Annotated in this window: 25 protein-coding genes; 8 read left to right on the plus strand and 17 right to left on the minus strand. The window is 67.5% G+C overall.

The window, feature by feature from the left end; genetic code table 11:
- Positions 1-3: 3 nt before the first annotated feature.
- From ACZK2R_RS03375 to ACZK2R_RS03395, 5 genes are all read right to left on the minus strand, one after another.
- On the minus strand, positions 4-1350 hold the full coding sequence (locus ACZK2R_RS03375; RefSeq protein ID WP_032129906.1) for a peptidylprolyl isomerase: 1347 nt from the start codon (positions 1348-1350) through the stop codon (positions 4-6).
- The gene (lptD, locus tag ACZK2R_RS03380) at positions 1347-3827 is read right to left on the minus strand and encodes an LPS-assembly protein LptD (RefSeq protein ID WP_125895688.1); all 2481 of its coding nucleotides are present in this window, start codon (positions 3825-3827) and stop codon (positions 1347-1349) included. Before lptD ends, ACZK2R_RS03375 begins: the two co-directional genes overlap by 4 nt.
- An 89-nt stretch (positions 3828-3916) precedes the next feature.
- Positions 3917-4855, minus strand: a complete 939-nt coding sequence (locus ACZK2R_RS03385; RefSeq protein ID WP_032129908.1) for a histone deacetylase family protein — start codon at positions 4853-4855, stop codon at positions 3917-3919.
- Between the two features lie 9 nt (positions 4856-4864).
- Complete coding sequence (locus ACZK2R_RS03390; RefSeq protein WP_049460916.1) at positions 4865-5419, minus strand: cob(I)yrinic acid a,c-diamide adenosyltransferase; 555 nt, start codon at positions 5417-5419, stop codon at positions 4865-4867.
- An 8-nt stretch (positions 5420-5427) separates the two neighbouring features.
- Positions 5428-6012 carry a hypothetical protein gene (locus tag ACZK2R_RS03395; RefSeq protein WP_019338105.1) on the minus strand — a complete coding sequence of 195 codons (585 nt, stop codon included), beginning with the start codon at positions 6010-6012 and terminating at the stop codon, positions 5428-5430.
- A 106-nt stretch (positions 6013-6118) separates the two neighbouring features.
- Here ACZK2R_RS03395 and ubiH point away from each other — a divergent pair, with 106 nt between their 5' ends.
- Both ubiH and ACZK2R_RS03405 read left to right on the plus strand, forming a co-directional pair.
- Positions 6119-7327 (plus strand): 2-octaprenyl-6-methoxyphenyl hydroxylase, encoded by a 1209-nt coding sequence (ubiH, locus tag ACZK2R_RS03400; protein WP_125895687.1) that lies wholly within the window; start codon positions 6119-6121, stop codon positions 7325-7327.
- Positions 7324-8505, plus strand: coding sequence for a UbiH/UbiF family hydroxylase (locus ACZK2R_RS03405; RefSeq protein WP_180838337.1), 1182 nt, complete (start codon positions 7324-7326; stop codon positions 8503-8505). The genes ubiH and ACZK2R_RS03405 overlap by 4 nt, the downstream gene beginning before the upstream one ends.
- 211 nt (positions 8506-8716) lie before the next feature.
- Here the strand turns inward: ACZK2R_RS03405 and ACZK2R_RS03410 are convergent, their stop codons facing one another.
- From ACZK2R_RS03410 to ACZK2R_RS03435, 6 genes are all read right to left on the minus strand, one after another.
- Entirely contained in the window at positions 8717-9112 is a 396-nt protein-coding gene (locus tag ACZK2R_RS03410) for an EF-hand domain-containing protein (protein WP_100437916.1), read from the minus strand.
- 47 nt (positions 9113-9159) lie between these two features.
- Positions 9160-10227, minus strand: coding sequence for a 23S rRNA (cytidine(2498)-2'-O)-methyltransferase RlmM (gene rlmM, locus ACZK2R_RS03415; protein ID WP_107431583.1), 1068 nt, complete (start codon positions 10225-10227; stop codon positions 9160-9162).
- A complete protein-coding gene (locus ACZK2R_RS03420; RefSeq protein WP_049398147.1) occupies positions 10211-10771 on the minus strand; it encodes a nucleoside deaminase in 561 nt (186 codons plus the stop codon). The genes rlmM and ACZK2R_RS03420 overlap by 17 nt, the downstream gene beginning before the upstream one ends.
- Before the next feature lie 98 nt (positions 10772-10869).
- Positions 10870-11592 carry a DUF6348 family protein gene (locus tag ACZK2R_RS03425; RefSeq protein WP_100437918.1) on the minus strand — a complete coding sequence of 241 codons (723 nt, stop codon included), beginning with the start codon at positions 11590-11592 and terminating at the stop codon, positions 10870-10872.
- A 50-nt stretch (positions 11593-11642) separates the two neighbouring features.
- Entirely contained in the window at positions 11643-12296 is a 654-nt protein-coding gene (locus ACZK2R_RS03430) for a hypothetical protein (RefSeq protein ID WP_180838338.1), read from the minus strand.
- Positions 12297-12339: 43 nt separating this feature from the next.
- The gene (locus ACZK2R_RS03435; protein WP_180838339.1) at positions 12340-14088 is read right to left on the minus strand and encodes a glutamine--tRNA ligase/YqeY domain fusion protein; all 1749 of its coding nucleotides are present in this window, start codon (positions 14086-14088) and stop codon (positions 12340-12342) included.
- A 258-nt stretch (positions 14089-14346) separates the two neighbouring features.
- Between ACZK2R_RS03435 and ACZK2R_RS03440 the strand changes: the two genes are divergently transcribed.
- Together ACZK2R_RS03440 and msrA are read left to right on the plus strand one after the other, a co-directional pair.
- Positions 14347-14610, plus strand: coding sequence for a putative signal transducing protein (locus tag ACZK2R_RS03440; RefSeq protein ID WP_010481810.1), 264 nt, complete (start codon positions 14347-14349; stop codon positions 14608-14610).
- A 30-nt stretch (positions 14611-14640) separates the two neighbouring features.
- Positions 14641-15306 (plus strand): peptide-methionine (S)-S-oxide reductase MsrA, encoded by a 666-nt coding sequence (gene msrA / locus ACZK2R_RS03445; RefSeq protein ID WP_180838341.1) that lies wholly within the window; start codon positions 14641-14643, stop codon positions 15304-15306.
- A 572-nt stretch (positions 15307-15878) separates the two neighbouring features.
- On the opposite strand, the gene ACZK2R_RS03450 is transcribed toward msrA, so the two are convergent.
- From ACZK2R_RS03450 to ahpC, 5 genes are all read right to left on the minus strand, one after another.
- Positions 15879-16835, minus strand: a complete 957-nt coding sequence (locus tag ACZK2R_RS03450) for a transaldolase (protein WP_180838382.1) — start codon at positions 16833-16835, stop codon at positions 15879-15881.
- Between the two features lie 50 nt (positions 16836-16885).
- A complete protein-coding gene (gene rnk, locus ACZK2R_RS03455; protein WP_005408156.1) occupies positions 16886-17290 on the minus strand; it encodes a nucleoside diphosphate kinase regulator in 405 nt (134 codons plus the stop codon).
- A gap of 123 nt (positions 17291-17413) precedes the next feature.
- Positions 17414-18376 carry a LysR substrate-binding domain-containing protein gene (locus ACZK2R_RS03460; RefSeq protein ID WP_032129919.1) on the minus strand — a complete coding sequence of 321 codons (963 nt, stop codon included), beginning with the start codon at positions 18374-18376 and terminating at the stop codon, positions 17414-17416.
- Positions 18377-18461: 85 nt separating this feature from the next.
- Positions 18462-20054 (minus strand): alkyl hydroperoxide reductase subunit F, encoded by a 1593-nt coding sequence (ahpF, locus tag ACZK2R_RS03465; protein WP_100437922.1) that lies wholly within the window; start codon positions 20052-20054, stop codon positions 18462-18464.
- Positions 20055-20279: 225 nt separating this feature from the next.
- The gene (gene ahpC / locus ACZK2R_RS03470) at positions 20280-20843 is read right to left on the minus strand and encodes an alkyl hydroperoxide reductase subunit C (protein ID WP_004144811.1); all 564 of its coding nucleotides are present in this window, start codon (positions 20841-20843) and stop codon (positions 20280-20282) included.
- Positions 20844-21193: 350 nt separating this feature from the next.
- Here ahpC and prmC point away from each other — a divergent pair, with 350 nt between their 5' ends.
- Both prmC and pip read left to right on the plus strand, forming a co-directional pair.
- Positions 21194-22051, plus strand: coding sequence for a peptide chain release factor N(5)-glutamine methyltransferase (prmC, locus tag ACZK2R_RS03475; protein ID WP_180838381.1), 858 nt, complete (start codon positions 21194-21196; stop codon positions 22049-22051).
- 48 nt (positions 22052-22099) lie between these two features.
- A complete protein-coding gene (pip, locus tag ACZK2R_RS03480; protein ID WP_180838380.1) occupies positions 22100-23041 on the plus strand; it encodes a prolyl aminopeptidase in 942 nt (313 codons plus the stop codon).
- A 139-nt stretch (positions 23042-23180) separates the two neighbouring features.
- Here the strand turns inward: pip and ACZK2R_RS03485 are convergent, their stop codons facing one another.
- Positions 23181-24065, minus strand: coding sequence for a LysR family transcriptional regulator (locus ACZK2R_RS03485; protein ID WP_100437925.1), 885 nt, complete (start codon positions 24063-24065; stop codon positions 23181-23183).
- A 105-nt stretch (positions 24066-24170) separates the two neighbouring features.
- Here ACZK2R_RS03485 and ACZK2R_RS03490 point away from each other — a divergent pair, with 105 nt between their 5' ends.
- The gene (locus ACZK2R_RS03490; protein ID WP_180838379.1) at positions 24171-25589 is read left to right on the plus strand and encodes an MFS transporter; all 1419 of its coding nucleotides are present in this window, start codon (positions 24171-24173) and stop codon (positions 25587-25589) included.
- Positions 25586-26257 carry a DUF7716 domain-containing protein gene (locus ACZK2R_RS03495; RefSeq protein ID WP_180838378.1) on the plus strand — a complete coding sequence of 224 codons (672 nt, stop codon included), beginning with the start codon at positions 25586-25588 and terminating at the stop codon, positions 26255-26257. Before ACZK2R_RS03490 ends, ACZK2R_RS03495 begins: the two co-directional genes overlap by 4 nt.
- Positions 26258-26298 lie beyond the last annotated feature (41 nt).

The following is a 26298-nucleotide window of genomic DNA, read 5'->3' on the forward strand; positions in this document are numbered from 1 at the left end:
CGGTCAGGACTGCGGCGGCGTGGCGGTGTTTTCCGCGCGGTCGCCGCTGCGGAAGCTGACGTAGGCTTCGCCACGCAGTTCCTGCAGGAAGCGGTTGTACTCGTCTTCCAGCTTGCGGCGGCCGATGGTCTCGCGGACCTGGGCACGCTGGTTGTCAGTGGTCACGTCGGTCTGGCGGGTGCCCACGCGCTGCACGATGTGCCAGCCGGCATCGGTGCGGAACGGCTGGCTGACGCCACCGTCCTGGATGCCGGACACCTGCTGGCCGAACGCCGGACCGAACGCGTCGGCCGGGAACCAGCCCAGATCGCCGCCCTGGCCCTTGCTGTTGTTGTCCTCGGAGGACTCCTTGGCCACGGTCTCGAAGTCCGCGCCACCGGCGATGCGGGCACGCAGGGTATCGATCTTGGCCTTGGCGGCAGCGTCGGTCTGGTGATCGTCCACGCGCACCAGGATGTGGCGGCCGTGGTACTCGGTGACCGTGTGCTCGCCACCGCTGGCGGCGCTGGCATCACGCACTTCCACCAGCTTCAGCAGCTGGAAGCCGCTGGGGCCGCGGATCGGGCCGACCACTTCGCCGGGCTTCATCTTTTCCATCATCTGCGCGAAGGCCTGCGGGATTTCGTCCAGGCTGCGCCAGCCCAGGTCGCCGCCTTCCAGCGCGTTGGGGCTGTCCGAATAACGCACGGCGGCGGCGTTGAAGTCCAGCTCACCCTTGTCCAGCAGGGCCTTCACGCCTTCGGCCTTCTTCTGGCCGGTGGCGATCTGGTCGGCGTTGGAGCCGTCGGGCAGGGCGATCAGGATGTGCGCCAGGTGGTACTGGTTGCCAACCGTGGCCTGCTGCTTCAGGGCGGCGTCGACTTCGCCCTCGCTGACGCTGATGCGGCTCTGCGCGAAGCTCTGGCGCAGGCGCTGCACGGTGATTTCATCGCGCACCGAAGCGCGGAAATCGTTGAAGTCGATGCCGTCGTGGGCCAGGCGCTGGCGCAGTGCATCCAGGTTCGAGCCGTTCTGCTGGGCGATGGCATTCATCGCCTGGTTCAGCTCCTGGTCGCTGACGCGGATGCCGCTGCCCTGGGCGCGGGCCACCTGCAGCTTGACCAGCACCAGGCGCTCGAGCACCTGGCGGCTGAGCACGTCTTCCGGCGGCAGCTGGTTCTCACGGCCGGCGTACTGCGCCTTGATGTTGGCGATCGCACGCTGGAGCTCGCTCTGCAGGATCACGTCCTCGTCGACGACGGCGGCGATGCGGTCCAACGGCTGCGCCTCCTGCGCGAGCACCTGCAGGGGGGCGGACACGCTGGACACCGCCAGCAGGGAGGCGAGAAGAACGGGGAAGCGCTTGGTCATGGGATCTGATTCGGATCGTAGTCATCCCGGGTCGCCCCGGTGTTGCTGGGCGGCACGAGATAGAGGTCGTCGCGGTTGTAGCCGAGGATAGCACGGCGCAGCGTACGGTCCGTGTCCTGGCCGATGGAGCTGAGGCCCTTGAGGACGAACTCCAGCTGGATGGAATTGTTCATGTCGCCTTCGCGGTTGCGCACGTAGCGGCGGGCCACTGCACGCACGGCCAGGCAGCAGCTGTCCCACTGCACGCCGGCGATGATCTCCAGCGGTTCCTTGTCCTGCAGTGAGTAGTAATACCGGCCCACCAGGCTCCAGCGCGCATTCAGCGGGTACAGGAACGACAGGTCGGCCTGCTCCAGCAGGGTCCGGTCATGCTTGTTGGCGGTTGCCGGGGCGCCGGCATTGATGCGGTAGCGGTAGCTGAGGTTGATCACGCCATCGTTGGGCATCAGATAACGGGCGCGGACGCTGGCCAGATCCTCGCGCTTGTACTTCGGGTCCCACTGGTAGGTGGCGCCCAGGGTCCAGCGGTCGTTGATCATGTAGTTGCCGTCGGCGATCCACGCCGACTTGCCCTTCTCCACCGGCGCGCCGCCCGGCGTGGTGCTCACCCGCGATTCGTCGAAGTACTGGATCTGGCCGATCGCGGCCGAGAAGCGTTCCTTGCCGGTGGTCTGGTCGATGAAGCGGGTGCCCAGTGCCAGGGTCAGCTGGTTGGCATCGTTCTGGCGGTCGGCGCCGGTATAGCGCGAGTCGCGGAACAGCTGGCCCCAGCTGAAGGTGAAGTCACGGGTGTCGAAGATCGGCAGCTCGTCCTGGTTGCGGTAGGGCGTGCGCAGGTAGAACAGGCGTGGCTCCAGGGTGTGCAGGAACGACTTGCCGCGGATGGTGGTCTCGCGGTCGAAGAACAGGCCGGCATCGAGGCTGCCGATCGGCAGGCTGCGGCTGGGCGAGGTATTGCCGCGCAGCTGCTCGGGCGTGGCGGTGTTCGGATCGATGCCCTGGGAGGTGAGCACGGTACGGCGGACGCTGTCGGCCAGGCCGCGATCCAGGTCATAGGCGGTGTAGCGGTAGGCCAGGGTCGGGGTTACGTACCAGGCTGCGCCACTGATCGGGAACGACACGTACGGCTTCACGTCCAGGCGCGAACCACCGAACATGCGCTGCACCTGCCCGTTGCGGGTGTACTGCAGGTCGGTGCCGGCACTGGCGTCGTACTTGAAGTTGACGTCGTCGTGGGTGAAACGCACCGCTTCGGTGTAGATGCCGGTTTCCAGCCACGGCAGCACCGGCTTGTTCCAGTTGAAGAACAGGCGTGGCTCGCGGTTGTAGGGCAGGGCGCGCTCGTCGAGGGTGTAGTCGGTCAGCTGCCAGCGGTCGGCCATGATGCCGGCCGTCCAGTTCTGGCCGGTGCCGTACAGGCCGATGGTGCTCTGCAGGTTGGAGGCGGTCACCCCCACCAGGCGGTTGGCGAAGTCCTCGACATAGCGTTCGTCGCTCACCCAGGCAAGGTTGGCGCGGGCCTGCCAGTGGCTGTTCACGTTGTGGTAGCCGTCGAACATCACACGGCCGCGGTCGCGGTCGCGCAGCTTGTCGTTGGGCATGTAGCTGGTCAGCACCTCGCCACGACCGCCGTTGTAGAGGTAGCGGAACTCATTGTCGAGCAGCAGGCCGCGCCGGCTCATGTAGCGCGGGGTCAGGGTGTCGTCGTAGTTCGGCGCCAGATTGAAGTAGATCGGCTGCGCGTAGTCGACACCGTTGCGGCCGGACATGCCCAGCTGCGGGAACAGCAGGCCGGTCTTGCGACGGTCATCGATCGGGAACTTGAAGTAGGGCGCCCACAGCACCGGCACCTTGCCAATGCGCAGCACGGCGTTGCGGGCCGTGCCGAAGCCTTCGTCGTTGTCCACTTCGATCTGCGGCGCCGACAGCTTCCATACCGGCTGCGACGGGTCGCAGGTGGTGTAGGTGGAGCGGTGCATCTGGCCGACCGCGCCCTGCAGGTCGACCGACTCGGCATCACCGTTGCCCCGGCGCGACACCAGCTGGTACTTGATGTCGGAGATCTTGTGGGTGTCGCTTTCCTGGTTGCCTTCGGCGCGCTTGGCGACCATCCGGATCGACCCGTCCTGGTAGCGGACATTGCCGTCGGCGATGTAGTTGCCGGTCTCGGTGTCGAAGCTGAGCTTGTCGGTACCGACGAACTGGTCACCCCGGCGCAGCGCCACGTTGCCCTCGTACTGCGGCACCGTGGTGGTGCCCAGCAGCTGGTCGCCTTCGATGTCGGTCGGCTGGTTCTCGCGGGCGGCTGCGGCAGCAGCCTTGTCCTGGGCCGGGACCGGGGTAGGGGCGTCGGTGAATGCGGGAATGACGTCGGTGGCCGGGCACAGGCCCCAGTTGAGCGGCTTATCATCGGCCATCGCCGGCAGGCTGATGGCGATGCTCAGAGGCAGGGGAAGCAGGCGGAGGGCTCGGCGCACGCGGTTCGGATTCGGGCGAAAACGGACGGTAGCTTGCCCCATCCCTTGCATAGGGGCAATGAAGGGCGCCGGAGCCTGCCGGTTCGGGTTCATCCGGCGGAGGCACCCGCAGAGGGTGTGATCAGGGCCTGGACATGGGCCACGCTGCACTCGGCCAGGGCCTGCAGGTCGTAGCCTCCCTCCAGCATCGAGACCACCCGGCCGGCGGCGTGACGGCGTGCCAGCGCATGCAGTTCACGGGTGATCCAGGCGAAATCGTCGGTCTCCAGCATCAGATCGGCCTGCGGGTCGCGCAGGTGGGCGTCGAAGCCGGCGGAGATCAGCAGCAGCTGCGGACGGAAGTCGTCGATGGCTGGCAGCATCTCGTCGGCCCAGACGTTGCGGAAGCGGAAGCCGCCGCTGCCCGGTGGCAACAGGATGTTCATCAGGTTGCCGGCACCGCGGTCGCGGCGCAGGCCGGAATTGGGGAACAGCCCGGCCTGGTGGGTGCTGTAGTAGGAGACCCGGGCATCGTGCTGGAAGATGTCCTGGGTGCCATTGCCGTGGTGGACGTCGAAATCGACCACCGCGATCCGCTCCAGGCCATGGCGGTCACGGGCATAGGCGGCAGCGATGGCGATGTTGTTCAGCAGGCAGAAGCCCATCGCCGTGCTGCTGGTGGCGTGGTGGCCCGGCGGGCGTACCGCGCAGAAGGCCAGCGGGTCCTCGCCCAGCATCACCGCATCGACCGCGGCCACGCCGGCACCGGCGGCGTGCACGGCGGCGCTGGCCGAGCCGGGCGAGGTCCAGGTGTCCATGTCCAGCTGGCGCAGCGGCGCGGTCTGCGGCTGCAGCACGAAGTCGAGCAGGGCGCTGTCGTGGACCCGGGTCAGTTCGCCGAACTTGGCCGGCGGCGCCTCGCGCCAGTCCAGCTGATCAGGGAAGGCGGCGTGCAGTGCGTCGAGTACGTACTGCAGGCGCTGCGGGCACTCCGGGTGGCCGGGGCCGGGGTCATGCAGCAGGCAGGACGGGTGGGTATAGACCAGCATCGTGCCGACTCAGCGCTGGCGCTGCTGTGGTTGCCACAGCGCTTCGCCGTGGCCATCGGCACGGGCCAGCACCCGGGCCAGCACGAACAGCAGGTCCGACAGCCGGTTGAGATACTGCAGCGCCTCGCTGCGCACGGCCTCGTGGCGGGCCAGGGTGACCGTCTCGCGCTCGGCGCGGCGGACGATGGTGCGGGCCAGATGGCAGCGCGCGGCGGCTTCGCCGCCGGCCGGCAGGATGAATTCCTTCAGCATCGGCAGGTCGGCGTTGTAATGGTCCAGCTGCTGTTCCAGGGCCGAGACGTCGGCGGCGTGGATCGCGGCATGGCCGGGAATGCACAGCTCGGCGCCCAGGTCGAACAACTGGTGCTGCAGATGCACCACCAGCGCGCGCACATCCTCGGGCAGGGGCGCGGCCAGCAGCAGGCCGAGCGCGGCATTGGCCTCGTCGACGGTGCCGTAGGACGCCACGCGGGCGTCATCCTTGGCTACGCGCTGGCCGTCGCCAAGGCCGGTACTGCCGTCGTCGCCGGTGCGGGTGTAGATGCGCGAGAGGCGATGACCCATGGCGCGGCTCAGTGGCGGATGTCGCGGCGGGCCTGCTGGAGCTTCAGCACCTGCTCCACGGCCAGCTGCAGGGCGGCGGCCAGCGCCACATAGATCGCCGTGGTGCGCAGGTAGGGCCCGAACCACTGCGCGTAGTTCTGTGCCCAGCCGGCCAGGGTCGGCTCGGCCACGTTGCGGCTGCTCCAGTAGAAACCGCCCTGTGCCAGCAGGTGGCAGACCGCCACCGAAGCGACCAGCAGCAGTGCGCCCTTGGCCAGTACCGGCCAGCGCGCGCTCTGGTAGTTGCGGCCCAGCAGCATGCCGCCGGCCCACAAAGAGAAGTAGGCAGGCAGCAGCAGCCAGTAGCCCGGCGACACGCAGTAGTGCTGCCAGAAATCCAGACCGCTGCTGCGGATCACGATCCAGTCCACCAGCACCGCGAACACCATCAGCAGCGGGAACGCCCAGCGCGTCCAGCGCGCCAGGTAGAAGCCACCGATGAAGAACACGGCCCAGGAGGCATCCGGAATGGCCGCGAAGTGATTGACCCGGGTCGCCGCCAGCAGCAGTACGAGTACGGACAGGACGAAGGCGCGGTTGGCGGTATCGGACATGGTGGGGGCCCGGAGCGGATTCAGGTTTCATTCTAGCCCGCCGCGCAGGTTGGCGCAGGTGCCGCCCGTTCGGCGTACAGTCGGGGCGAGCGCGTATCATGAACACATGAGTGAACGACATGACGTGCTGATTGTCGGTGGTGGCCTGGTGGGTGCCAGCCTGGCCATTGCCCTGGACCGCCTGGGCCGCGACGTGGGCCTGCTTGAGGCCAGCCCGGCCGGCGAGCTGCCTGCGGTGTTCGACCAGCGCAATCTCAGTTTCGCCGCTGCCACCGTCAATGCGCTGACCGCGCTGGGGGTGATGCAGAAGCTGGCGATGGCACCGGGCCCGATCCGGCGCATCCATGTCAGTCGTGCCGGCGATTTCGGCCGTGTGCAGCTCGAAGCGGCCGATTACGACCGGCCGTGGTTCGGCCAGGTGGTGGTCGCGCGCGATTTCGGCCAGGCGCTGGAAGCGCGCCTGCAGGAACTGCCGCGCCTGCGCCGTTACCGGCCGATGCGGTTCCTGGGGCTGGGTGAGGTGGTCGATGGTTACCGCCAGGTACGGGTGGCTGACGAGGCTGGCGAACGCGTGCTGCTGGCACGGTTGGTGGTGGGGGCCGATGGCACCACCAGCGGCGTGCGTGGCGCGCTGGGCATCGAAGTCGACCGCCATGATTTCCAGCAGACCCTGTTCGTGGCCCGCGTGCGCAGCCAGCGCGCGCCGGATGGCACCGCCTGGGAACGCTTCACCGATACCGGCCCAACCGCCCTGCTGCCGCGTGGCGATCGTCACTTCGGAACCGTGCACGGCGTAGCGCGCGACCAGGTCGATGCGGTGATGGCGTTGGACGATGCGGCCTGGCTGCAACGCCTGCAGAACGCGATCGGCTGGCGTGCCGGCCGCCTGCTTGAATCCGGCCCGCGCAGTGCCTACCCGCTCATCCAGGTGCTGGCGCGCGCGCTGGCCGGTGAGCGCACGGTGCTGCTCGGCAATGCCGCGCAGACCATCCATCCGCTGGGCGCACAGGGCTTCAACCTGGGCCTTCGCGATGCGCTGACCCTGGCCGAACTGCTGGAGGATGCGCATGAGGATGCCGGCAGCGATGCGCTGCTGAAGGCCTACGTCGCGCGCCGCGAGGAAGATCGCCGGCAGACGGTGGCGTTCTCCGGTGGCCTGGCACGATTGACCAGCAACCCGGCACCACTGATGCGGCCGCTGCGCAGCCTCGGCCTGGTGGCCGCACAGCGCGCGTCGGTGCAGTCGATGCTGGTCGGTGGTGCGATGGGCTTCCGTGGTGACGTGCCGCGCCTGTGCCGCGGAGAAGCCGCATGAGCCGGCGCACGCGTCTTGATGTGGCCATCGTTGGTGGTGGCGTGGTCGGTGCCGCGTGTGCGCTGGCGCTGGCCGATGCCGGCCTGTCGGTTGCGCTGGTGGAAGGCCGCGAACCGGCACCGTGGCAGGCCGCACAGCCGGACCTGCGGGTGTTCGCCTTCGCCGCCGACAACGTGCAGCTGTTGAACCGCCTGGGTGTGTGGCCAGCCATCGCGCAGGCCCGCGCCTGGCCTTACCGGCGCATGCAGGTGTGGGATGCCGCGGGTGGCGAGGATCTGTTGTTCGACGCCGATCGCTTCGGCCGTCGTGAGCTGGGCTACATCGTCGAGAACGGCCTGCTGCAGGATCGCCTGTGGGCGGCGCTGCCGGCGGCGGGCGTGCAGCTGCACTGCCCGGCACGGGTGGAAGCGCTGGAACAGGATGAAGACGGCGTGCGCCTGCGGCTGGATGACGGGCGCCGCCTGGAAGCGGCGCTGGCGGTGGCCGCCGACGGTGCCGAGTCAACCTTGCGCCAGCTAGCCGGGATCGAGGTCGAGCGGCATGACTACCACCAGCGTGGCGTGGTGGCCTACGTGGACAGCGAGCTGCCGAACCAGGCCACCGCCTGGCAGCGCTTCCTGCCGACCGGACCGCTGGCGCTGCTGCCGGTGGCCGAGCGGCGCAGTTCGATCGTCTGGACCCTGCCCGAAGACGAAGCGGCTCGCGTGCTGGCCTTGGACGAGGACGCCTTCAACCGCGAGCTGACACGGGCCTTTGCTGCGCGCCTGGGCGAACTGCGGCTGGCATCACCGCGTGCGGCCTTCCCGCTGCGTCGCCAGCTGGCCCGTCACTACGTGGCTGGCCGCGTGCTGGCGCTGGGTGATGCTGCGCATGTGGTGCATCCGCTGGCCGGGCAGGGCGTGAACCTGGGCCTGCGCGATGTCGCCGCCCTGCAGCAGTGGCTGGCGCCGTCGGCCGAACGCCGCGGCCAGCCGCGGCTGTCGCCGCAGCGCCTGCAGCGCTGGGCACGCGAACGGCGCAGCGACAACCACATCGCCGCCTACAGTTTCGATGCGATCAACCGCCTGTTCTCCAACGACGAAATGCACCTGACCCTGGCCCGTGGACGCGCACTGGGCTGCGTCGGCAAATGGCCGCCGCTGGTGCAGGCGTTCTGGAAGCGCGCCGCCGGGGTCTGACCGGAGTACAGGTCGCTCTGGCAGGTGCCAACGCCGCTCTGGTAGGTGCCAACCTTGGTTGGCACAAGGCTGGAAATACCCTCGCCTCATCTGGGCCCAGGATGCCTGATGGATGTGCCAACCAAGGTTGGCACCTACCAGAAGCGGGCTCCGCTACCGCCGTTGATCCAGTAGATCCACGCCATGCGTGGATGAAGATCGCGCCGGTGGATCAATCAACCAGCCAACCAGCCAGGTCGGCACGATCCAGCTTGCCGCGACGCTTCACGTCCAACGCATTGAACTCATCGGCCAGCGCCGGATTCGCCTGCGCTTCTTCGCGACTGATGAAACCATCGCTGTTCACATCCAGCGCGGCGAAGTGGATGCGGTACTGGCCGACCACGCTGCTCGGTTCCAGCGAACGCACGGTCACCTGTGCCTCGCCGGCTGGCCGTGCAATCTCGACGCTGCCGCTGACCCGGCCGGCATCCAGCGGTTGCTGGCGGATCGCGCCGCCGGTCGGGCCCAGTGGCTGGCTCTGTGCAGGGGTGTGCGGCAGCTGCTGGGCAATGGCCGGTGCGGCTGCCAGCACGGTGATCAGCATGGCGAGCGGGTGGTATCGCATGTTTCCCTTCCTCGGTAGCGCCGGGCCATGCCCGGCGGGCATGTTCCTCAGCGCAGCGGCGAGGCCAGTACCGTGATCTCCTCACGGTCGTGATAGAGCTGCTTGGCGCGGACCACCAGCGGCTTGCCGGCCTGCTCCTGGAACAGGTCCAGGCACAAGCGGGTTTCGTCCCAGCGCTTCTTCATCGGCAGTTTCAGGTTGAAGATCGCGTGCCTGCACCAGCCTTCGCGGAACCAGGTGGCCATGCGTTCGGCCACGCGCCGCGGCTGCTCGACCATGTCGCAGACCATCCAGTCCAGCGGCTGTTCCGGGTGCCAGTGGAAGCCATCGGCACGCAGGTGCTCGACCAGGCCGGTGTCCAGCACGTGCTGGCGCAGTGGGCCGTTGTCGATGCTCAGCACGTGCATGTGCTGGCGGGTCAGCACCCAGGTCCAGCCGCCGGGTGCGGCACCCAGGTCAGCCGCGCGCATGCCGGGCCTGGCCAGCGCTTCGCGTTCTTCCGGCGCCAGCAGGGTCAGCAGGGCTTCGTCCAGCTTCAGTGCCGAACGCGACGGCGCTTCGGGCAGCAGCTTCAATCGCGGGATGCCCAATGCCCACGGTGCGCTGTCGGCCGGGTCGGCTACGCAGACGAAGGCGTGGGTGCCGTCGACGAACACCACGTGCAGGCGCGGCAGACGGTCGTTCGGCTTGTCAGTGAGCTTGCCGGCCTTGCGCAGCGCCGGGCGCAGCGCATTGCCGAAGGCACGGGCCAGCCCGGACAGCGGCTTGCCGGCGTCCGAGTCGGGATGCTCCACCCACAGGTCGCCGAAGCGCGGCGCATCGGCCAGCACCTCCAGCATCGGGGTGATGCGGTCGGCCGGGTCCAGCTGCGGCAGCTCGGCCAGCACCACCAGCTTCTGCCGCGCGAAGATCAGTTCGCGCCAGCGCAGGCGCGGCGCCAGTGCCGCAGCTTCGTCGCACATGAAAAGCACGTAGCCATCATTGCGCTGGGTGCGCGCATAACCGGCGAAACCGGCTTCACCGGCGCGGAACTGCAGTTCGCCGGCCAGCTCGGGCTCGAAGCCCTGCCGGCACAGGCACAGCAGGCCGATGCCGGCCTCAGTAACGGGCGCCATCGCTTTCCCCATAGGCACGCAGCACGCTGCGTGCGGCGTCGCGGTTCAGGCCCTGCACCACTTCGATGCCGCGCTTGTTGAGTTCACCCACCCAGTCGGCCGGCAGCGGGCCTTCGTCGAACGGGGTCAGCTCTTCGACGTCGGCCGAGTTGGCACCGATCAGCAGGCGGTCGATGCCGGCCCACACGGTGGCGCCGTAGCACTGGCAGCACGGCTGCGAACTGGTGGCCAGGGTGACCGGCGCCAGCACTGCGTTCAGGCGCGGGGTCTGCAGGCGCTGCTGGGCCAGCATGTAGGCCATGTTCTCGGCGTGCGCCAGCGAGGTCGCGTGCGGCATCACCCGGTTCACGCCGGCGGCGATGACCTTGTCATCCGGGCCGAACACCACCGCACCGAACGGGCCGCCACTGGCGTGCTCGACGTTCAGCCGCGACAGCTCGATCGCCAGCGCGACCTTGGCCTCATCGCCCGGATATCGACGATCCAGGTCGATCTGGTCGTGGATCCAGGCGGGAAGGGTCAGGTGGACTTGCGCGTACAGCATCGCGGGGGTGCCTCGTAATGGGATGGAAGAAGGTGCGGTTGCTTGGGAAACCGGCGCGCAGTGTAGCCGCACCGGCCTGTATCGGGTGTGGCGGTGGGTCAGCCCGGCGAGCCGGTGCGGATCACTACGTACTGCTTGCGGAACTCCAGCCCGGCCTGCGGCCAGCTGGCCGCGTAGGCGCGCAGCAGGGGCAGGGCGGCGGCGAAGTCGTGGCCGTTGACCCGGCAGTCGGCTTCGCACAGGCCGTCGGCATCGCGCGAGGCGAACAGGCGGATGGCGAGGAACTGGCGGGCTTTCAGCAGCTCATCGAAGGCCTCCATGCTGCGGGTGAACAGGCAGCAGGGGCAGGAACCGTGGTCGTCCTCGCTGCAGGTGGAGGCATCCACCTCCTGTGCGCGGTAGTGCGCCAGCGGCCCCAGTACCACGGTGCGCTCGTGTTCCTCGCCATCGTCACCGGCCGGATAGGTCAGGCCCATCATCGGCAGGCCCTGCGCGTCTTCGGCGCCGATCGCGGTCTGCAGCGTCGCCAGGTCCACCCGCACCCAGGTCTGGAAGCCGGACAGCAGCGATGCCTGCTCATCGGCACCGTTGGCGTGCTGGTACTCGAACAGGCCATCGGCGAACAGCAGCGGATGCTGGCTCTCGATGACGGTAGAGGTCTGCCAGCCGCCGTTGTCGCGCGCGTGCGCGGCCATCGCATGCGGGGTCAGGCGCAGGCCGCTGTCCAGCAGCAGCGCGTCACCGTCGACGTGGCTGGCGATGCCGGCCTCCTGCAGGACCTGCTGCAGCAGCGGGAGGAGGTCGGTGGAGGTCGTGGTCATGTCAGGCCTGTGGATGGATGGGGTGGAACATCCAGGCAAGGCCTGGGGATCTAGCGGTCGAGCGCGTCAAGTTCGGCGCGATATCGCTGCGCGTCGGACTGCTGCTGCGAATCGTTGCCGTGGTCGCGCAGCCAGGTTTCCAGCTCGCGGCGATAGTCCGCGCGGAAATCGGCATTGCCCGGGCTGAAGTGCAGCTTGCGCGCCGCCACTTCCACCCGCTCGCGCGCGCTGGCCCGGGCCTGGGCGATGCCGTGCGGCGATTCATTGGTGAGGATGACGAAGTTGCGCGGGAAACCCGGCGTGTACTTGACCACGAACGGCTGGTCGCGCGCCGGGATACGGATGGCGTTTTCCAGCGGCCACAGCGAAGCGGTGTTGGTGTGGAACACCACTTCCACGTCGCGGCCCTCGGCGGTACGCAGCACTCCTTCGTAGCGCCAGATGTACTGCTCGTTCATCGTCGAGCTGGTGCGCTCGGACTTCACGATCACCGCTTCACCAGGCTCGCCCACCACGTTGAGGAAGGCGGCGTTGAGGAAGTGGCCGAGGAAGATGTTGAGCATCGCCAGCGGGAACACCACGATGGCGTAGCCCGGAAAACGCCGCCACCACGAGACCAGCCCGGCCAGCACCATCGCCGAAAAGAACGTCAGCAGCGGATGCTGCGAGATGAACCAGAGCAGGACGGAGAGGGCGGTGATCATCGTCGGATTCGTGCGGGCGCCTTCCCGGCGCCCGCGCAGGTCCTCAGGCCGACCAGGTGTCGCGCAGAGTCACGCTGCGGTTGAACACCGGCCTGGCCTCGGTGTGGTCGCGGCGGTCGGCCACGAAGTAGCCGGTACGTTCGAACTGGAACGACTGCTCCGGCGCGGCGCTGGCCGCGGCCGGCTCGACATAGCCGGTGACGGTGCGGCGCGATTCCGGATTGAGGTAATCGCGGTAGGTCTTGCCTTCCGATTCATCATCCGGGTTCGGCACCGAGAACAGGCGGTCGTACAGGCGGATCTCGGCCGGCACGCCATGTACGGCGCTGACCCAGTGGATGGTGCCCTTGACCTTGCGGTTGGCGCCTTCCATGCCCGGACGCGATTCCGGATCCAGCCAGCCACGCAGCTCGGTGATGGTGCCGTCGGCATCCTTGATCACTTCGTCGCAGCGGATGATGCCGGCACCGCGCAGGCGCACTTCGCCGCCGGGGACCAGGCGCTTCCAGCCCTTCGGCGGCACTTCGGCGAAGTCCTCGCGGTCGATCCACACTTCGCGTGCGAACGGCACTTCGCGGCTGCCGAAGCTCTCGTCCTTCGGGTGGTTGCTGAAGGTCAGCTGTTCTTCGTGGCCTTCCGGGAGGTTGGTCAGCACCAGCTTGACCGGGTCGACCACGGCCATGCGGCGCGGCGCGGCGCTGTCCAGGTCTTCGCGCAGCGCGCCTTCCAGCACGCTGAAGTCGATCAGCGAATTCTGCTTGCTGATGCCCACGCGCTCGGCGAACAGGCGCATCGCCGCCGGGGTATAGCCACGGCGACGCAGGCCCTGCAGGGTCGGCATGCGCGGGTCTTCCCAGCCGTCCACCAGCTGCTCGGTAACCAGCGCCATCAGCTTGCGCTTGCTCATCACCGTGTAATTGATGTTCAGGCGCGAGAACTCGATCTGGCGCGGCTTGGCGGCTTCGCGCGGCAGGCCGGCGTCGACCAGCGGCTGGGTCAGCGTGTCGTCATGGGCGAAATCGACGTTGTCCACGCACCAGTCGTACAGCGGGCGGTGATCTTCGAATTCCAGCGTGCACAGCGAGTGGGTGATGCCCTCGATCGAGTCGCCCAGCGCGTGCGCGAAGTCGTACATCGGGTAGATCGGCCACGCGTTGCCGGTGTTCTGGTGCTCGACGTGCTTGATGCGGTACAGCGCCGGATCGCGCAGGTTGATGTTGCCGCTGGCCATGTCGATCTTCGCGCGCAGGGTGCGCGCGCCATCCGGGAATTCACCGGCGCGCATGCGGCGGAACAGGTCGAGGTTTTCCTCGACGCTGCGGTCGCGCCACGGCGACGGGCGGCCCGGCTCGGTCAGGGTGCCGCGGTAGGCGCGCACTTCCTCGGCCGACAGGTCGCAGACATAGGCCTTGCCCTGTTCGATCAGCTTTTCGGCCGCCAGGTAATAGGTCTGGAAGTAGTCAGAAGCATGGCGCAGCTCGTTCCAGCTGAAGCCCAGCCAGCGCACGTCGTCCTGGATCGCGGCCACGTATTCCGGGTCTTCCTTGGCCGGGTTGGTGTCGTCGAAGCGCAGGTTGCAGACGCCGCTGAACTCGCCGGCGATGCCGAAGTTCAGGCAGATCGACTTGGCATGGCCGATGTGCAGGTAGCCGTTCGGTTCCGGCGGGAAACGGGTCTTGATCGCCTGGTGCTTTCCGCTGGCCAGGTCCTCGCGCACGATCTGGCGGATGAAATCGCGCTTTTCGTGGCTGTCGGCGGGGGTCTCGGGGCTGGCGGGGGTGTGCTCGGACATGAGTCGGCGAAAAGAAAGGCAGAAAGACCAACAGTCTAGCGCGTACCGGGCAGGGCTGCCCGGTGGGGCGTGGGGATGCCGGCCAGCGGCCGGCACTACCAACCCCTCTTCCGGTAGCGCCGGCAGCCGGCCGGCGGAATGTGGATCGCCGTGCAATTGGGTAGTGCCGGCCGCTGGCCGGCAGAACGGTCATGCGCCGTCACCACCACCATTCAGCCCCCGGGCGTATGCTGGAACCCTGTCCCACGGAGCTGCCGCATGCACATCGTGTACAAGGCCGACAACCTGTTCGACGCCCACCTGGTCAAGCACGCGCTGGAGGATGCCGGCATCCCGGCCTTCGTGTTCGGCGAGTCGTTGTTGGGCGGCATGGGCGAGCTGCCACTGTTCGGCGTGCTGCGGGTGGGCATCCCTGATGCGGCACGGCCGCAGGCCGAGGACATCGTGGCGGCGCTGGACTTGGGCCACGCGCCGGACGCCCCCATTTCCGATGCAGACGACATAGCCGGCCTTCCGGCGTAGGAGCGCATCATGTTGGGAATTGGCCAGGGCATCCTCGGCATCGGCGCCTTCAAGCAGCGCCTGCCGCGCCCGGAAGAAGCACTGCCGGGCCGCGAGCAACCGTTGCCGCTGCACAGCAACCAGCACTTCGTGAACAGCCATCCGCTGAAGGACCGTTTTGCCGGCCTGCAGCAGATCCGTTTCGCGCTGGGCTGCTTCTGGGGCGCCGAGCGCAAGTTCTGGACCGAACCGGGCGTGTACAGCACCTCGGTGGGCTATGCCGGCGGCATCACCCCGAATCCGACCTATGAAGAGGTGTGCTCGGGCCTGACCGGCCACACCGAAGTGGTGCAGGTGGTGTTCGACCCGGCGGTGGTGAGCCTGGAGCGGCTTCTGCAGCTGTTCTGGGAAAGCCACGACCCGACCCAGGGCATGCGCCAGGGCAACGACACCGGCACCCAGTACCGCTCGGCGATCCACGCCACCGACGAGGCGCAGTACGCCGCCGCGCTGGCCAGCCGCGAGGCCTACCAGGCGCAGTTGGCCGCAGCCGGCTACGGGGTGATCACCACCGAGATCGAGTACCCGGCACCGGCGTACTACTACGCCGAGGACTATCACCAGCAGTACCTGGCGAAGAATCCGAACGGCTACTGCGGTATCGGCGGCACCGGGGTGAGCTGCCCGATCGGGCTGGATGTGGAGGCGCCGCGCTGACGCGCGGTGGTCCGCCTGCGGCGGGCAGAATCTACGGCAGAAGCCAAAGCCAAAGCGGCTCTGCGTTTCTGCGGGTTGGGCGGGGCGGTGTGGGTTGGCAGGACACGCCGTAAACCCGTCCTTGGGGGCTCGATGGCGCCATCCATGGCGCCAACGGTCCTGCCAACCCACACCGCCCCACCCCCGACAGTTTCCCGGTGACGGTGGGCAAGAGCATGGGTTACTGACGAACTGAAAGAAAACAAAAAGGACGCGGCCTTCGCCGCGTCCTTTTTGTTTGATCCTGCAGTGCTTTCTGTAGAGCCGAGCCATGCTCGGCTGCGAGCAAGCGAAGCGCGCGACCCGCTTTTGCTCTTCTTTCTTTCATCCGTGGCGGGCGGCCGCCGGAAACTGTCAGAGGGCGGGCGGGTTGGGTTCGCGGGAGTGTCCGCGGCATGGATGCCGCGGCCAAGCCTCCAGGGACGGATTCACGGCGTCTCCCGCGAACCCAACCCGCCCGACCCAGCGCGGCTTTCGCTCTTGCTTCAACGCGACCAAGCCCCCGCCACGAGGGGCTCAGCCGTTCGCCGGAATCACAGTTCCGAACGAATGCGCTCGCGCAGCGCTTCCAGATCCTTGGCAAACGCATCGATGCCGGTCGCCAGCTTCTCGGTCGCCATCGGATCGGCCGCCAGGTCGGCCGCGAACTTCGCCGCGTCGATCGGGGTCACGGCCACGCCGTCGGCCGCACCGGCCACCAGCTTGCGCGGCAGCTCGCCGTGGTCGGCGTCCAGCTTCTCCAGCAGGTCCGGCGAAATCGTCAGGCGGTCGCAGCCGGCCAGCGCTTCGATCTGCGCGGTCGAACGGAACGAGGCGCCCATCACCACCGTCGGCGAACCGCGGCGCTTGAATTCGGCGTACACGCCGCGCACGAACACGACGCCGGGGTCTTCATCGATGTTGGCCGGGGTCTGGCCGTTGGCCACGTACCAGTCCAGGATGCGGCCGACGAACGGCGAGATCAGGAACGCGCCGGCTTCGCTGCAGGCCAGCGCCTGGGTCGGGTTGAAGATCAGGGTCAGGTTGCAGTCGATGCCCTCGGCCTGCAGGATGCGCGCGGCTTCCACGCCTTCCCAGGTCGCGGCGATCTTGATCAGGATCTTCTCGCGCGGCACGCCGGCATCGGCGTACATCTGGATGAACTGGCGGGCCTTGGCTACGGTGGCAGCGGTGTCGTGGGCCTGGTCGGCATCCACTTCGGTGGACACGCGGCCCGGCACCAGCGTGCTCAGCAGCGCGCCGACGCCGATGGTCAGGCGGTCGGCCACGGCGTGCACCACGGCTTCGCGGTCGCCACTCTGCTGGCGGCCCCAGGCCAGTTCGCGTTCGATCAGCTCGGCGTAGACCGGAAGGTCCAGCGCCTTCTTCACCAGGGTCGGGTTGGTGGTGCAGTCCACCGGCTGCAGGCGCTTGATCGCCTCGTAGTCACCGGTATCGGCAACGACCACGGACAGTTCGCGCAGCTGGGACAGTTTGGACGGGGTACTCATTACGGCTCCTGGTGCAGGGGGATCGAATCGCGCGCGGTGCGCAGCGGTAATCAGGGGCGGTCGTTGTGGACCGCGGTCACGCGCAGGCGCAGCTTGCGGCCGCCGGGCGCGTTCCAGTCGATGCTCTGGCCGATCGAAAGGCCGAGCAGGGCACTGCCGACCGGGGCCAGCACGGAAACCTTGCCTTCATCGACGTTGGCTTCGCGGGGGAAGACCAGGGTCAGGACGTGCTTCTCGCCCGACACTTCATCTTCGCACTCCACGCGCGAATGCATCATGACGATGCCTTCGGGAATCTGGTCCGGTGCCAGCACGGTGGCACGGTTGAGTTCTTCAGCAAGCGCGAGCGCGGCAGGCGTCTGGCTCAGCGCAGGGGATTCGAGCATGGCGTCCAGGCGGTCCATGTCGAAGGTGGAAACGGTGATCGACGGCGGCAGGCCGCTGGCGGTACTCATGGTGAAGCTCCTTGGTTGAAAGCCATGCAAAAGGCGGCACCTGCTGGCGCCGCCTGACTGTATTGTGGGGACAAATGCGACCGGAATCGACTCCTGCCGATTCCAGGCCGGTGCTGCGGGGGTTCAGCCGTTCAGCGCGGGGCCGGGCAGGGCGGTCGTGTCGCCGGCGGCGTTGACCGCTTCCAGGGTGAACAGCGCCTGCGGCAGGCGCTTGAACTGATCGGCCAGCTCCATCAGGAAGTCGTTCATGGCCGAGCTGCGGCGCCAGATCATGGCGATGCGGCGGCTGGGGCGGCCTTCGCCGGTGAAGTCGAGCAGGCGGATGTTGTTCGAGCGCGGCACCGGCGGCTGCACTGACAGGCTTGGCAGCAGGGTGATGCCGACGTCGGCGGCGACCATCTGCCGCAGGGTTTCCAGGCTGGTGGCGCGGAACTCGGACTTCTCGTTGGCACCGAACAGGCGGCAGACTTCCAGTGCCTGATCGCGCAGGCAATGGCCATCTTCCAGCAGCAGCAGCTTCTGCGTGGCCAGCTCCTGCACGTCCAGGTGTTCGCGACGGGCCAGCGGGTGGCGCCCGGATACGGCCAGCAGGAAGGGTTCCTCGAACAGAAACTCGGCATGCAGCTGGTCGTCGATCACCGGCAGGGCCAGCAGTGCAGCGTCGAGCTTGCCTTCGCGCAGGCGGTCCAGCAGCACATCGCTCTTTTCCTCGACCAGCAGCAGTTCCAGCTCCGGGAAGCGATCTCGGATGCGCGGAATCACATGCGGCAGCAGGTACGGGCCCAGGGTCGGGAAGATCCCCAGGCGCACCGTACCGGCTTCCGGATCGCGACTGCGACGTGCCGCTTCCTTCAGCTGTTCCACTTCGGACACGATCACCCGTGCCCGTGCTGCTGCTTCCTGGCCGGCCGGGGTCAGCATCACCTTGCGCGGTGCACGTTCCACCAGCGGCAGGCCCAGCTCTTCTTCCAGCTTGCGGATCTGCGTGGACAGCGTCGGCTGGCTGACGAAGCAGGAGGCGGCAGCCCGGCCGAAATGCTTGTGGTCGGCCAGGGCTACCAGGTACTTCAGATCACGTAGGTTCATCCTTACACCCCAGGGGTAACGGACCGGCTGACGGCATGGTTACCCGACAGGCAGACAATGTTCCCGGTGATCTGGGAACGATGGATCAGGCAGCTTCAGCAACGGCACCGCTGCTGCTGCTCACCGACGAGCGGATCAGGTGGTCGAACGCGCTCAGTGCGGCGGTCGAACCGGCGCCCATGGCAATGATGATCTGCTTGTAGGGTACCGTCGTGCAATCGCCAGCAGCGAACACGCCCGGCAGGTTGGTCTGGCCGCGGTCATCGATGACGACCTCGCCACGCGGCGACAGCGCCACGGTGTCCTTCAGCCACTCGGTATTGGGCAGCAGGCCGATCTGCACGAAGATGCCTTCCAGCTCGACGCGGTGGGCGTCGCCGCCGACACGGTCCTTGTAGACCAGGCCGGTGACACGGCTGCCGTCGCCCAGCACTTCGGTGGTCTGTGCGCTGGTCAGCACGGTGACGTTGGCCAGGCTGCGCAGTTTCTTCTGCAGCACTTCGTCGGCGCGCAGGCTGGAATCGAACTCCAGCAGGGTTACATGCGACACGATGCCGGCCAGATCGATGGCCGCTTCCACGCCGGAGTTGCCGCCGCCGATCACCGCCACGCGCTTGCCCTTGAACAGCGGACCATCGCAGTGCGGGCAGTAGGCCACGCCCTTGTTGCGGTACTGGTCTTCGCCCGGCACGTTCATCTGGCGCCAGCGTGCGCCGGTGGACAGGATCACCGAACGCGACTTCAGCACCGCGCCGTTCTCCAGCTGCACCTGCACCAGGCCGTCTTCACCGGCCGGCACCAGCGCACTGGCGCGCTGCAGGTTCATGATGTCCACCTCGTACTCGCGCACGTGCTGTTCCAGCGCCGTGGCCAGCTTCGGGCCCTCGGTCTCCTTCACCGAGATGAAGTTCTCGATCGCCATGGTGTCCAGCACCTGGCCACCGAAACGTTCGGCGGCGATGCCGGTGCGGATGCCCTTGCGTGCAGCATAGATCGCTGCTGCCGCGCCGGCCGGGCCACCGCCCACCACCAGCACGTCGAAAGCGTCCTTGGCGGCGATCTTCTCGGCATCGCGCTTGCTGGCGTTGGTATCCAGCTTGGCGACGATCTGCTCGAGGGTCATGCGACCCTGGTCGAAGACTTCACCGTTGAGGTACACGGTCGGCACCGACATGATCTCGCGCTTCTCGACTTCGTCCTGGAACAGGGCACCGTCGATGGCCACGTGCTGGATGCGCGGGTTGAGTACCGCGGCCAGGTTCAGTGCCTGCACCACGTCCGGGCAGTTCTGGCAGGACAGCGAGAAGTAGGTTTCGAACTTGTATTCACCTTCCAGGTTCTGCACCTGCTCGATCAGCTCGGCGGTGGCCTTGGACGGGTGGCCGCCGACCTGCAGCAGCGCCAGCACCAGCGAGGTGAACTCGTGGCCCATCGGCAGGCCGGCGAAGGTCAGGTGGATATCCTGGCCCGGGGTGCCCAGGTCGAAGGACGGCACGCGGCCCTGGCCATCGCGCAGCACCTGCAGCGAGATCTTGTCCGACAGGCTGTCCAGGGTCTGCAGCAGTTCCAGCATTTCCTGCGACTTGGCGCCGTCGTCGGCGTGCGCGGTGATCTGGATCGGGCGGGTCACGCGCTCCAGATAGGTCTTCAGCTGCGACTGCAGGTTGGCGTCCAACATCGGGTCATCTCCTGGCTTCAGGCAAACAGGGGGCGTGGCACCGCTGTAGAAGGTAGCGGACCAGCAGGGGGTAGGGGTGAACCCAAGACAGCGACCGTGGAAGGGGCTGGCTGGCCAAGGCGGGCGAGCGTTGGCTGTCTTGGGTTCACCCCCACGCCGGTGGGGGGACCGGCACGGGGATGAAAGGCGCGCCGTGGCGTGGGGCCACGGCAGGCCGGTACCGCTTTAGATCTTGCCGACCAGGTCCAGCGACGGGGTCAGGGTCTTCTCGCCTTCCTTCCACTTGGCCGGGCACACCTGGTTCGGGTTGGCGGCGGTGAACTGGGCAGCCTTCAGCTTGCGCAGGGTTTCGGAGACGTCACGGGCGATCTCGTTGGAGTGGATCTCCAGGGTCTTGATCACGCCTTCCGGGTTGATGATGAAGGTGCCGCGCAGGGCCAGGCCTTCTTCCGGAATGTGCACGCCGAAGGCGTTGGTCAGCTGGTGGGTCGGGTCGCCAACCAGCGGGAACTGGGCCTTGCCGACGGCCGGCGAGGTTTCGTGCCACACCTTGTGCGAGAAGTGGGTGTCGGTGGTGACGATGTAGACCTCGGCGCCGGCCTTCTTGAACTCGGCGTAATGGTCAGCGGCGTCTTCGATCTCGGTCGGGCAGTTGAAGGTGAAGGCGGCCGGCATGAAGATCAGGACCGACCACTGGCCCTTCAGGGTGCTGTCGGAAACCTTGATGAACTCGCCATTCAGGTAAGCATTGGCTTCGAACGGCTGGATCTGGGTGTTGATCAGGGACATCGTTTTTCCTCTGGGTGAAGGGGAGTGGGTGAATCGACAGGACCTAGAGTACCGACTCGCTATCGATAAGAACAATCCATTGATTGCATCTATTTGATAGATGTAGTCTATCAAAATGCACTGAGCAGGCACTGAACCCGGACGCTTTCATCCTGCAACTGCCTGTGTGACAAGGAAAATCTTCCGGAACGGCTGAATAGGGCCAATAGTCCCTCCTTATCCGCTCGGGCAGAACCTGAACGGATTGCAGCCTTTTGTAGAGTCGAGTCATGCTCGACTGCGGACCTGTGGATGTGTAGCTCGACTGCGCCAGAAGCAGCCGAGCATGGGCTCCGCTCTACAATTGCGGCATGCTTTCCCAAACCGAACCCACCCTGCGCCAGATCGTGGCCGAGGCCAGTGCCCGCCTCGGCGGCGTCGAGGCCCGCCACGAGGCCGAACTGCTGCTGCTGCATGTGCTGGAGCGCCCGCGCAGCTGGCTGTTCGCGCATGCCACCGATCCGCTGGCCGCCGCCGACCAGGCCACCTTCGAAGCGTTGCTGGCCCGCCGCGTGGCCGGCGAGCCGGTGGCCTACCTGACCGGCCGCCGCGGTTTCTGGACGCTGGACCTGGAGGTCGACCCGGCCACGCTGATCCCGCGTCCGGAAACCGAGCTGCTGGTCGAGCTGGCGCTGGAGCGGCTGCCGCCAGACCAATCGCTGCAGCTGGCTGACCTGGGCACCGGCAGCGGTGCGATTGCACTTGCACTGGCCAGCGAACGGCCCCAAGCGCAGGTGCTGGCTACCGATGCCAGCCCGGGCGCGCTGGCCGTGGCCGCGCGCAATGCTGCGCGCCATGAACTGCGCAACGTCCGCTTCGCCGAGGGCGGGCACGACTGGTATGCGCCACTGCAGGGTGCACGCTTCGACCTGATTGCCAGCAACCCGCCATACATCGCCAGCGACGACCCGCATCTGGAGCAGGGCGACCTGCGTTTTGAACCGGCTACCGCGCTGGCCTCCGGCGTGGATGGCCTGGATGACATCCGCCGCATCGTAGACGGTGGCCAGGCCCACCTGCTGCCCGGCGGTTGGCTGCTGATCGAGCACGGTTGGGACCAGGGCGCAGCGATCCGCGCGCTGTTCGACGCCGCGGGTTTTGCACAGGTGCAGACCGTACAGGACCTGGAACAGCGCGACCGCATCACCCTGGGCCGGCGTCCGGCCTAGAATGGAGGTTCTCCTGCCCCGGCAGGGCATCACCCTGGAGCTGCAAGCATGCGTACGCTGTACCCCGCCATCACCCCCTACGACGTCGGCACCCTGAAGGTCGACGACCGCCACACGCTGTACTTCGAACAGTGCGGCAACCCGGATGGCAAGCCGGTGGTGATGCTGCACGGTGGCCCGGGCGGTGGTTGCAGCGACAAGATGCGCCAGTTCCACGACCCGTCCAAGTACCGCATCATCCTGTTCGACCAGCGCGGTGCCGGCCGTTCCACCCCGCACGCGGACCTGGTGGACAACACCACCTGGGACCTCGTCGCCGATATCGAGAAGCTGCGCGAGCACCTCAAGGTTGATCGCTGGCAGGTGTTCGGCGGCAGTTGGGGTTCGACCCTGGCACTGGCCTATGCCGAAACCCACCCGCAGCGCGTGACCGAACTGGTCCTGCGCGGCATCTTCATGCTGCGTCGCTGGGAACTGGAATGGTTCTACCAGGAAGGCGCCAACCGCTTGTTCCCGGATGCGTGGGAGCACTACCTCAAGCCGATTCCGTCGGTGGAGCGTCATGACCTGATCTCGGCCTTCCACCGTCGCCTGACCAGCCAAGACGAAACCACCCGCCTGGAAGCGGCCAAAGCCTGGGCGGTGTGGGAAGGCGCGACCAGCTTCCTGCACGTCGACGACGACTTCATCAACAGCCACGAAGACCCGCACTTCGCGCTGGCCTTTGCCCGCATCGAGAACCATTACTTCGTCAACGGCGGCTTCTTCGAGGTGGAAGACCAGCTGCTGCGCGACGCGCACCGCATCGCTGACATTCCCGGCGTGATCGTGCACGGCCGCTACGACGTGGTCTGCCCGCTGGCCAACGCCTGGGACCTGACCAAGGTGTGGCCGAAGGCGAAGCTGGAAATCACGCCGGCCTCGGGCCACTCGGCGTTCGAAGCCGAAAACGTGGACGCGCTGGTGCGCGCCACCGATAGCTTCGCCTGATCGGTAACGCCGGACCATGCCCGGCGCTACCGGCCCTCATCCACGCATGGCGTGGATCTACCGCAGCCTGGTAGTGCCGGCCGCTGGCCGGCAACCCGGAAACGGTTGGATGCGCGCAGACGCCGGCCAGCGGCCGGCGCTACCACTGCCCGGCCAGCAACGCGTCGGCCAGTACCTGCAGCTTCGGCGAGCATTGCCGCGAGGGCGGATAGATCAGTGACAGTGCACGGCTGCGGCCTTCAAACGGCTGCAGCACGCGCTGCAGGCGGCCATCGGCCAAGGCGTCGGCCACCGCGAAATCCATCACCTGCACGATGCCGATACCGGCGATGGCCGCTTCCACCAGCGGATCGCCGCTGTCGAACACCATCCGCGTCGGCGGCGTGAACTCGCGCAGTTGCCCGTCCTGCAGGAACTGCCAGTCCACCAGCCGGCCACTGCGCAGGTTGCGCACCGCCAGGCAGGCATGGTCCTGCAGCGCGGCCACATCGTCCGGTGCGCCACAGCGGGCCAGATAGGCGGGGCTGGCCACCGTCACCCAGCGCAGCGGCCGCAATGGCCGCGCGACGATGCGCTGGTCGGCGATGACGCCGGTGCGCAGCGCGGCATCGAAGCCTTCCTCGACCAGATCGACCAGACGGTCGCTGAGCACCGCTTCCACCTGCAGCTGCGGATGCTGTTGCAGCAACGGCGCCAGCATCGGCACCAGCACCTTGCGCCCGAACATCGACGGCGCACTGATCTTCAACGTGCCCGAGGGCGTGCACGGGCGGTCGGCCAGTTGCCGCTCGGCATCGTCCAGGCCGGCCAGCAGCGGTGCCACCTGTTCGACGAATTGGCGGCCATCCGGGGTCAGCGCCACATTGCGGGTGTTCCGCTGCAGCAGCTTCACCCCCAGCGTGGCTTCCAGCCTTCCGATCGCGCGCGACAGGCCGGACTGGCTCAGGCCCAGTTGGCCGGCGGCCACGGTGAAACTGCGGGCTTCGGCCACCTGCACCAGCATGCGCACCGCATTGAGGTCCATCGAGGCTCCATTCATGCCGAAAATCATGACAGATATGGTCGGGGAGGGGTTTATTGATTGGCTCGCATCAATGAGACTGCGCTCCCCCACCGCGCCAGACCGCCGATGCCTCCCCTCAAATACCCGCGCTGGGCGCTGACCCTGCTGGCCACCGCCCAGCTGATCATCGCCCTGGATGCCACCATCATCTTCGTTGCCCTGCATGACATGGGCCGCGCGCTGCAGATCAACGCGCAGCAGCTGCAATGGGTGGTCAGTGCCTACACCGTGGCCTTCGGCGGCAGCCTGCTGCTCGGCGGGCGCGCCGCCGACCTGATCGGCCGCCGCCGCTTCTACCGGCTGGGCATGCTGCTGTTCGCGCTGGCCTCGCTGCTCGGCGCGCTGGCGCCGAACGCCACGCTGTTGATCATCGCGCGCGCCGCACAAGGCGTCGGGGCGGCGCTGCTGTTCCCGGCCACGCTGGCGCTGATCAACACGCTGTACGCCGAAGGCCCGGTACGCAATCGTGCGCTGGCGATCTGGAGCATGGCCAGTGCGGTGGGCCTGGCGCTGGGCACGCTGCTCGGCGGCGTGCTGACCCAGGCGTTCGGCTGGCCGGCGGTGCTGGCGGTGATCGTGCCGCTGGCCACGGCGTGCGCGGTCGCGGCCGGTACATGGCTGCCGTCCGATGGTCCACGCGTGCAGGGCCGTTCCTTCGATCTGGCCGGTTGTCTCACTGTCACCGCCGGCGGCAGCCTGTTGGTCACCACCCTGGTGCAAGGGCCGGAGTGGGGCTGGACGGCGCCGGCTACGCTCATCTGCCTGCTGCTTTCAGCCGTACTGTTGACGGTGTTCGTACAGATCGAAAAGCGCAGCCGTGACCCGCTGATGCAGTTTTCGCTGTTGCGCCTGCCCGGCCTCCGCGCCGCGCTGGGTCTGACCTTCGCTTTCATGAGCAGCTATGGCGTGCAGTACTACTTCCTGGCGCTCTACTTCCAGGATGGCTATGGCTGGAGCCCGCTGCAGGCCGGTATGGCCTTCCTGCTGCCGACATTGGTGTGCACCTTCGGCATCCGTATTGCCGAACGCATGCTGCGGCGCCGTTCGCCACGGCAGGTGCTGGCCTGGGGCTTCGCCGCAGGTGCCGTCGGCATCGCCGCGGTGGCGCTGGCGATGCCGCATGGCGCCAGCTACTGGCCGCTGTTGCCGGGCATCGTGGTGCTCAGCGTCGGCCAGGGCATGAGCTGGACGGCGATGTGGATCGTGGCCGGGCAGGGCGTGCCGGGTCCGCAGCAAGGCGTCGCGTCCGGCATGGCGGCCACCGCCCAGCAGATCGGCGGCGCCTTGGGGTTGGCGGTACTGGTGATGGTCGCCAACGCCGCGCGCGGCACGCAGGCGGCAACCAGCCCTGATGCGTTGCAGGGCATGGTCAATGCACAGTACGGCGCCGCGCTGTTCGCCGCGCTCGGCGTGGTGATCGCGCTGGGCCTGCGCCCGGCGCCGGTAGACTCGGCAGCGACTGCCTGCCTGAGCACCGACGCATGATCGAACTGTTGGACCTGCAACAGACCCTGCATGCCTTCGCTGTCTGCAACGATGACGATGAGGTGTGGAACGCCTTCGGCTGGGTGATGGCCAGCAACGAGGACCTGCTCGCTGCGCGGTTGTGGTTGCCGTCATCCAGTGATGAAGCGCTGGATGACGACGGCGAGCGATCGGCCGCTTCGGCAGCGATGGGGCTGTTCCCGTATCTGGAGCCGGCCACGTTTGCCGACGTGCTGGATGTGCAGAAGCGGCAACGCCCGCTGTCGTCGCTGCAGGACTACGCGCAGGCACTGGCGTACTACGCCGAGTACGACGCGTTCCAGCAGGTCGAGGGTATCGACGAGGCTCTGGGCGAAGCGGGTGCTGAGGAACAAGCGGAGGCGCGCGAGGCAGGGGTGGGCGCAGGCATCTTCGCTTCGTTCGATCTGTGCCTGGTGGCGTGCCCGGCAGACCAGCTGAAGGCTGCTGCGCAGCGCGTGGCGCGCCTGCTGGAGATGCCGGTGGGCGAGGCGTTGGCGCGCTGCCGTGCGTTGCCGCTGGTGCTGGGTGAGGCGCTGGATCGTCGCCGCGCGCAGGCGATCAAGGATGATCTCGAAGCGATCGGTGCGACCGTGCAGGTGCACGGGTTCAAGCCGTTCCCGTGGATGGATGCGCCCGTATTGCGGTAGTGCCGGTCGCTGGCCGGCAACCTCAGGTTCGTTGGATCATT

The organism is Stenotrophomonas sp. 96582_Sma (assembly GCF_056480905.1).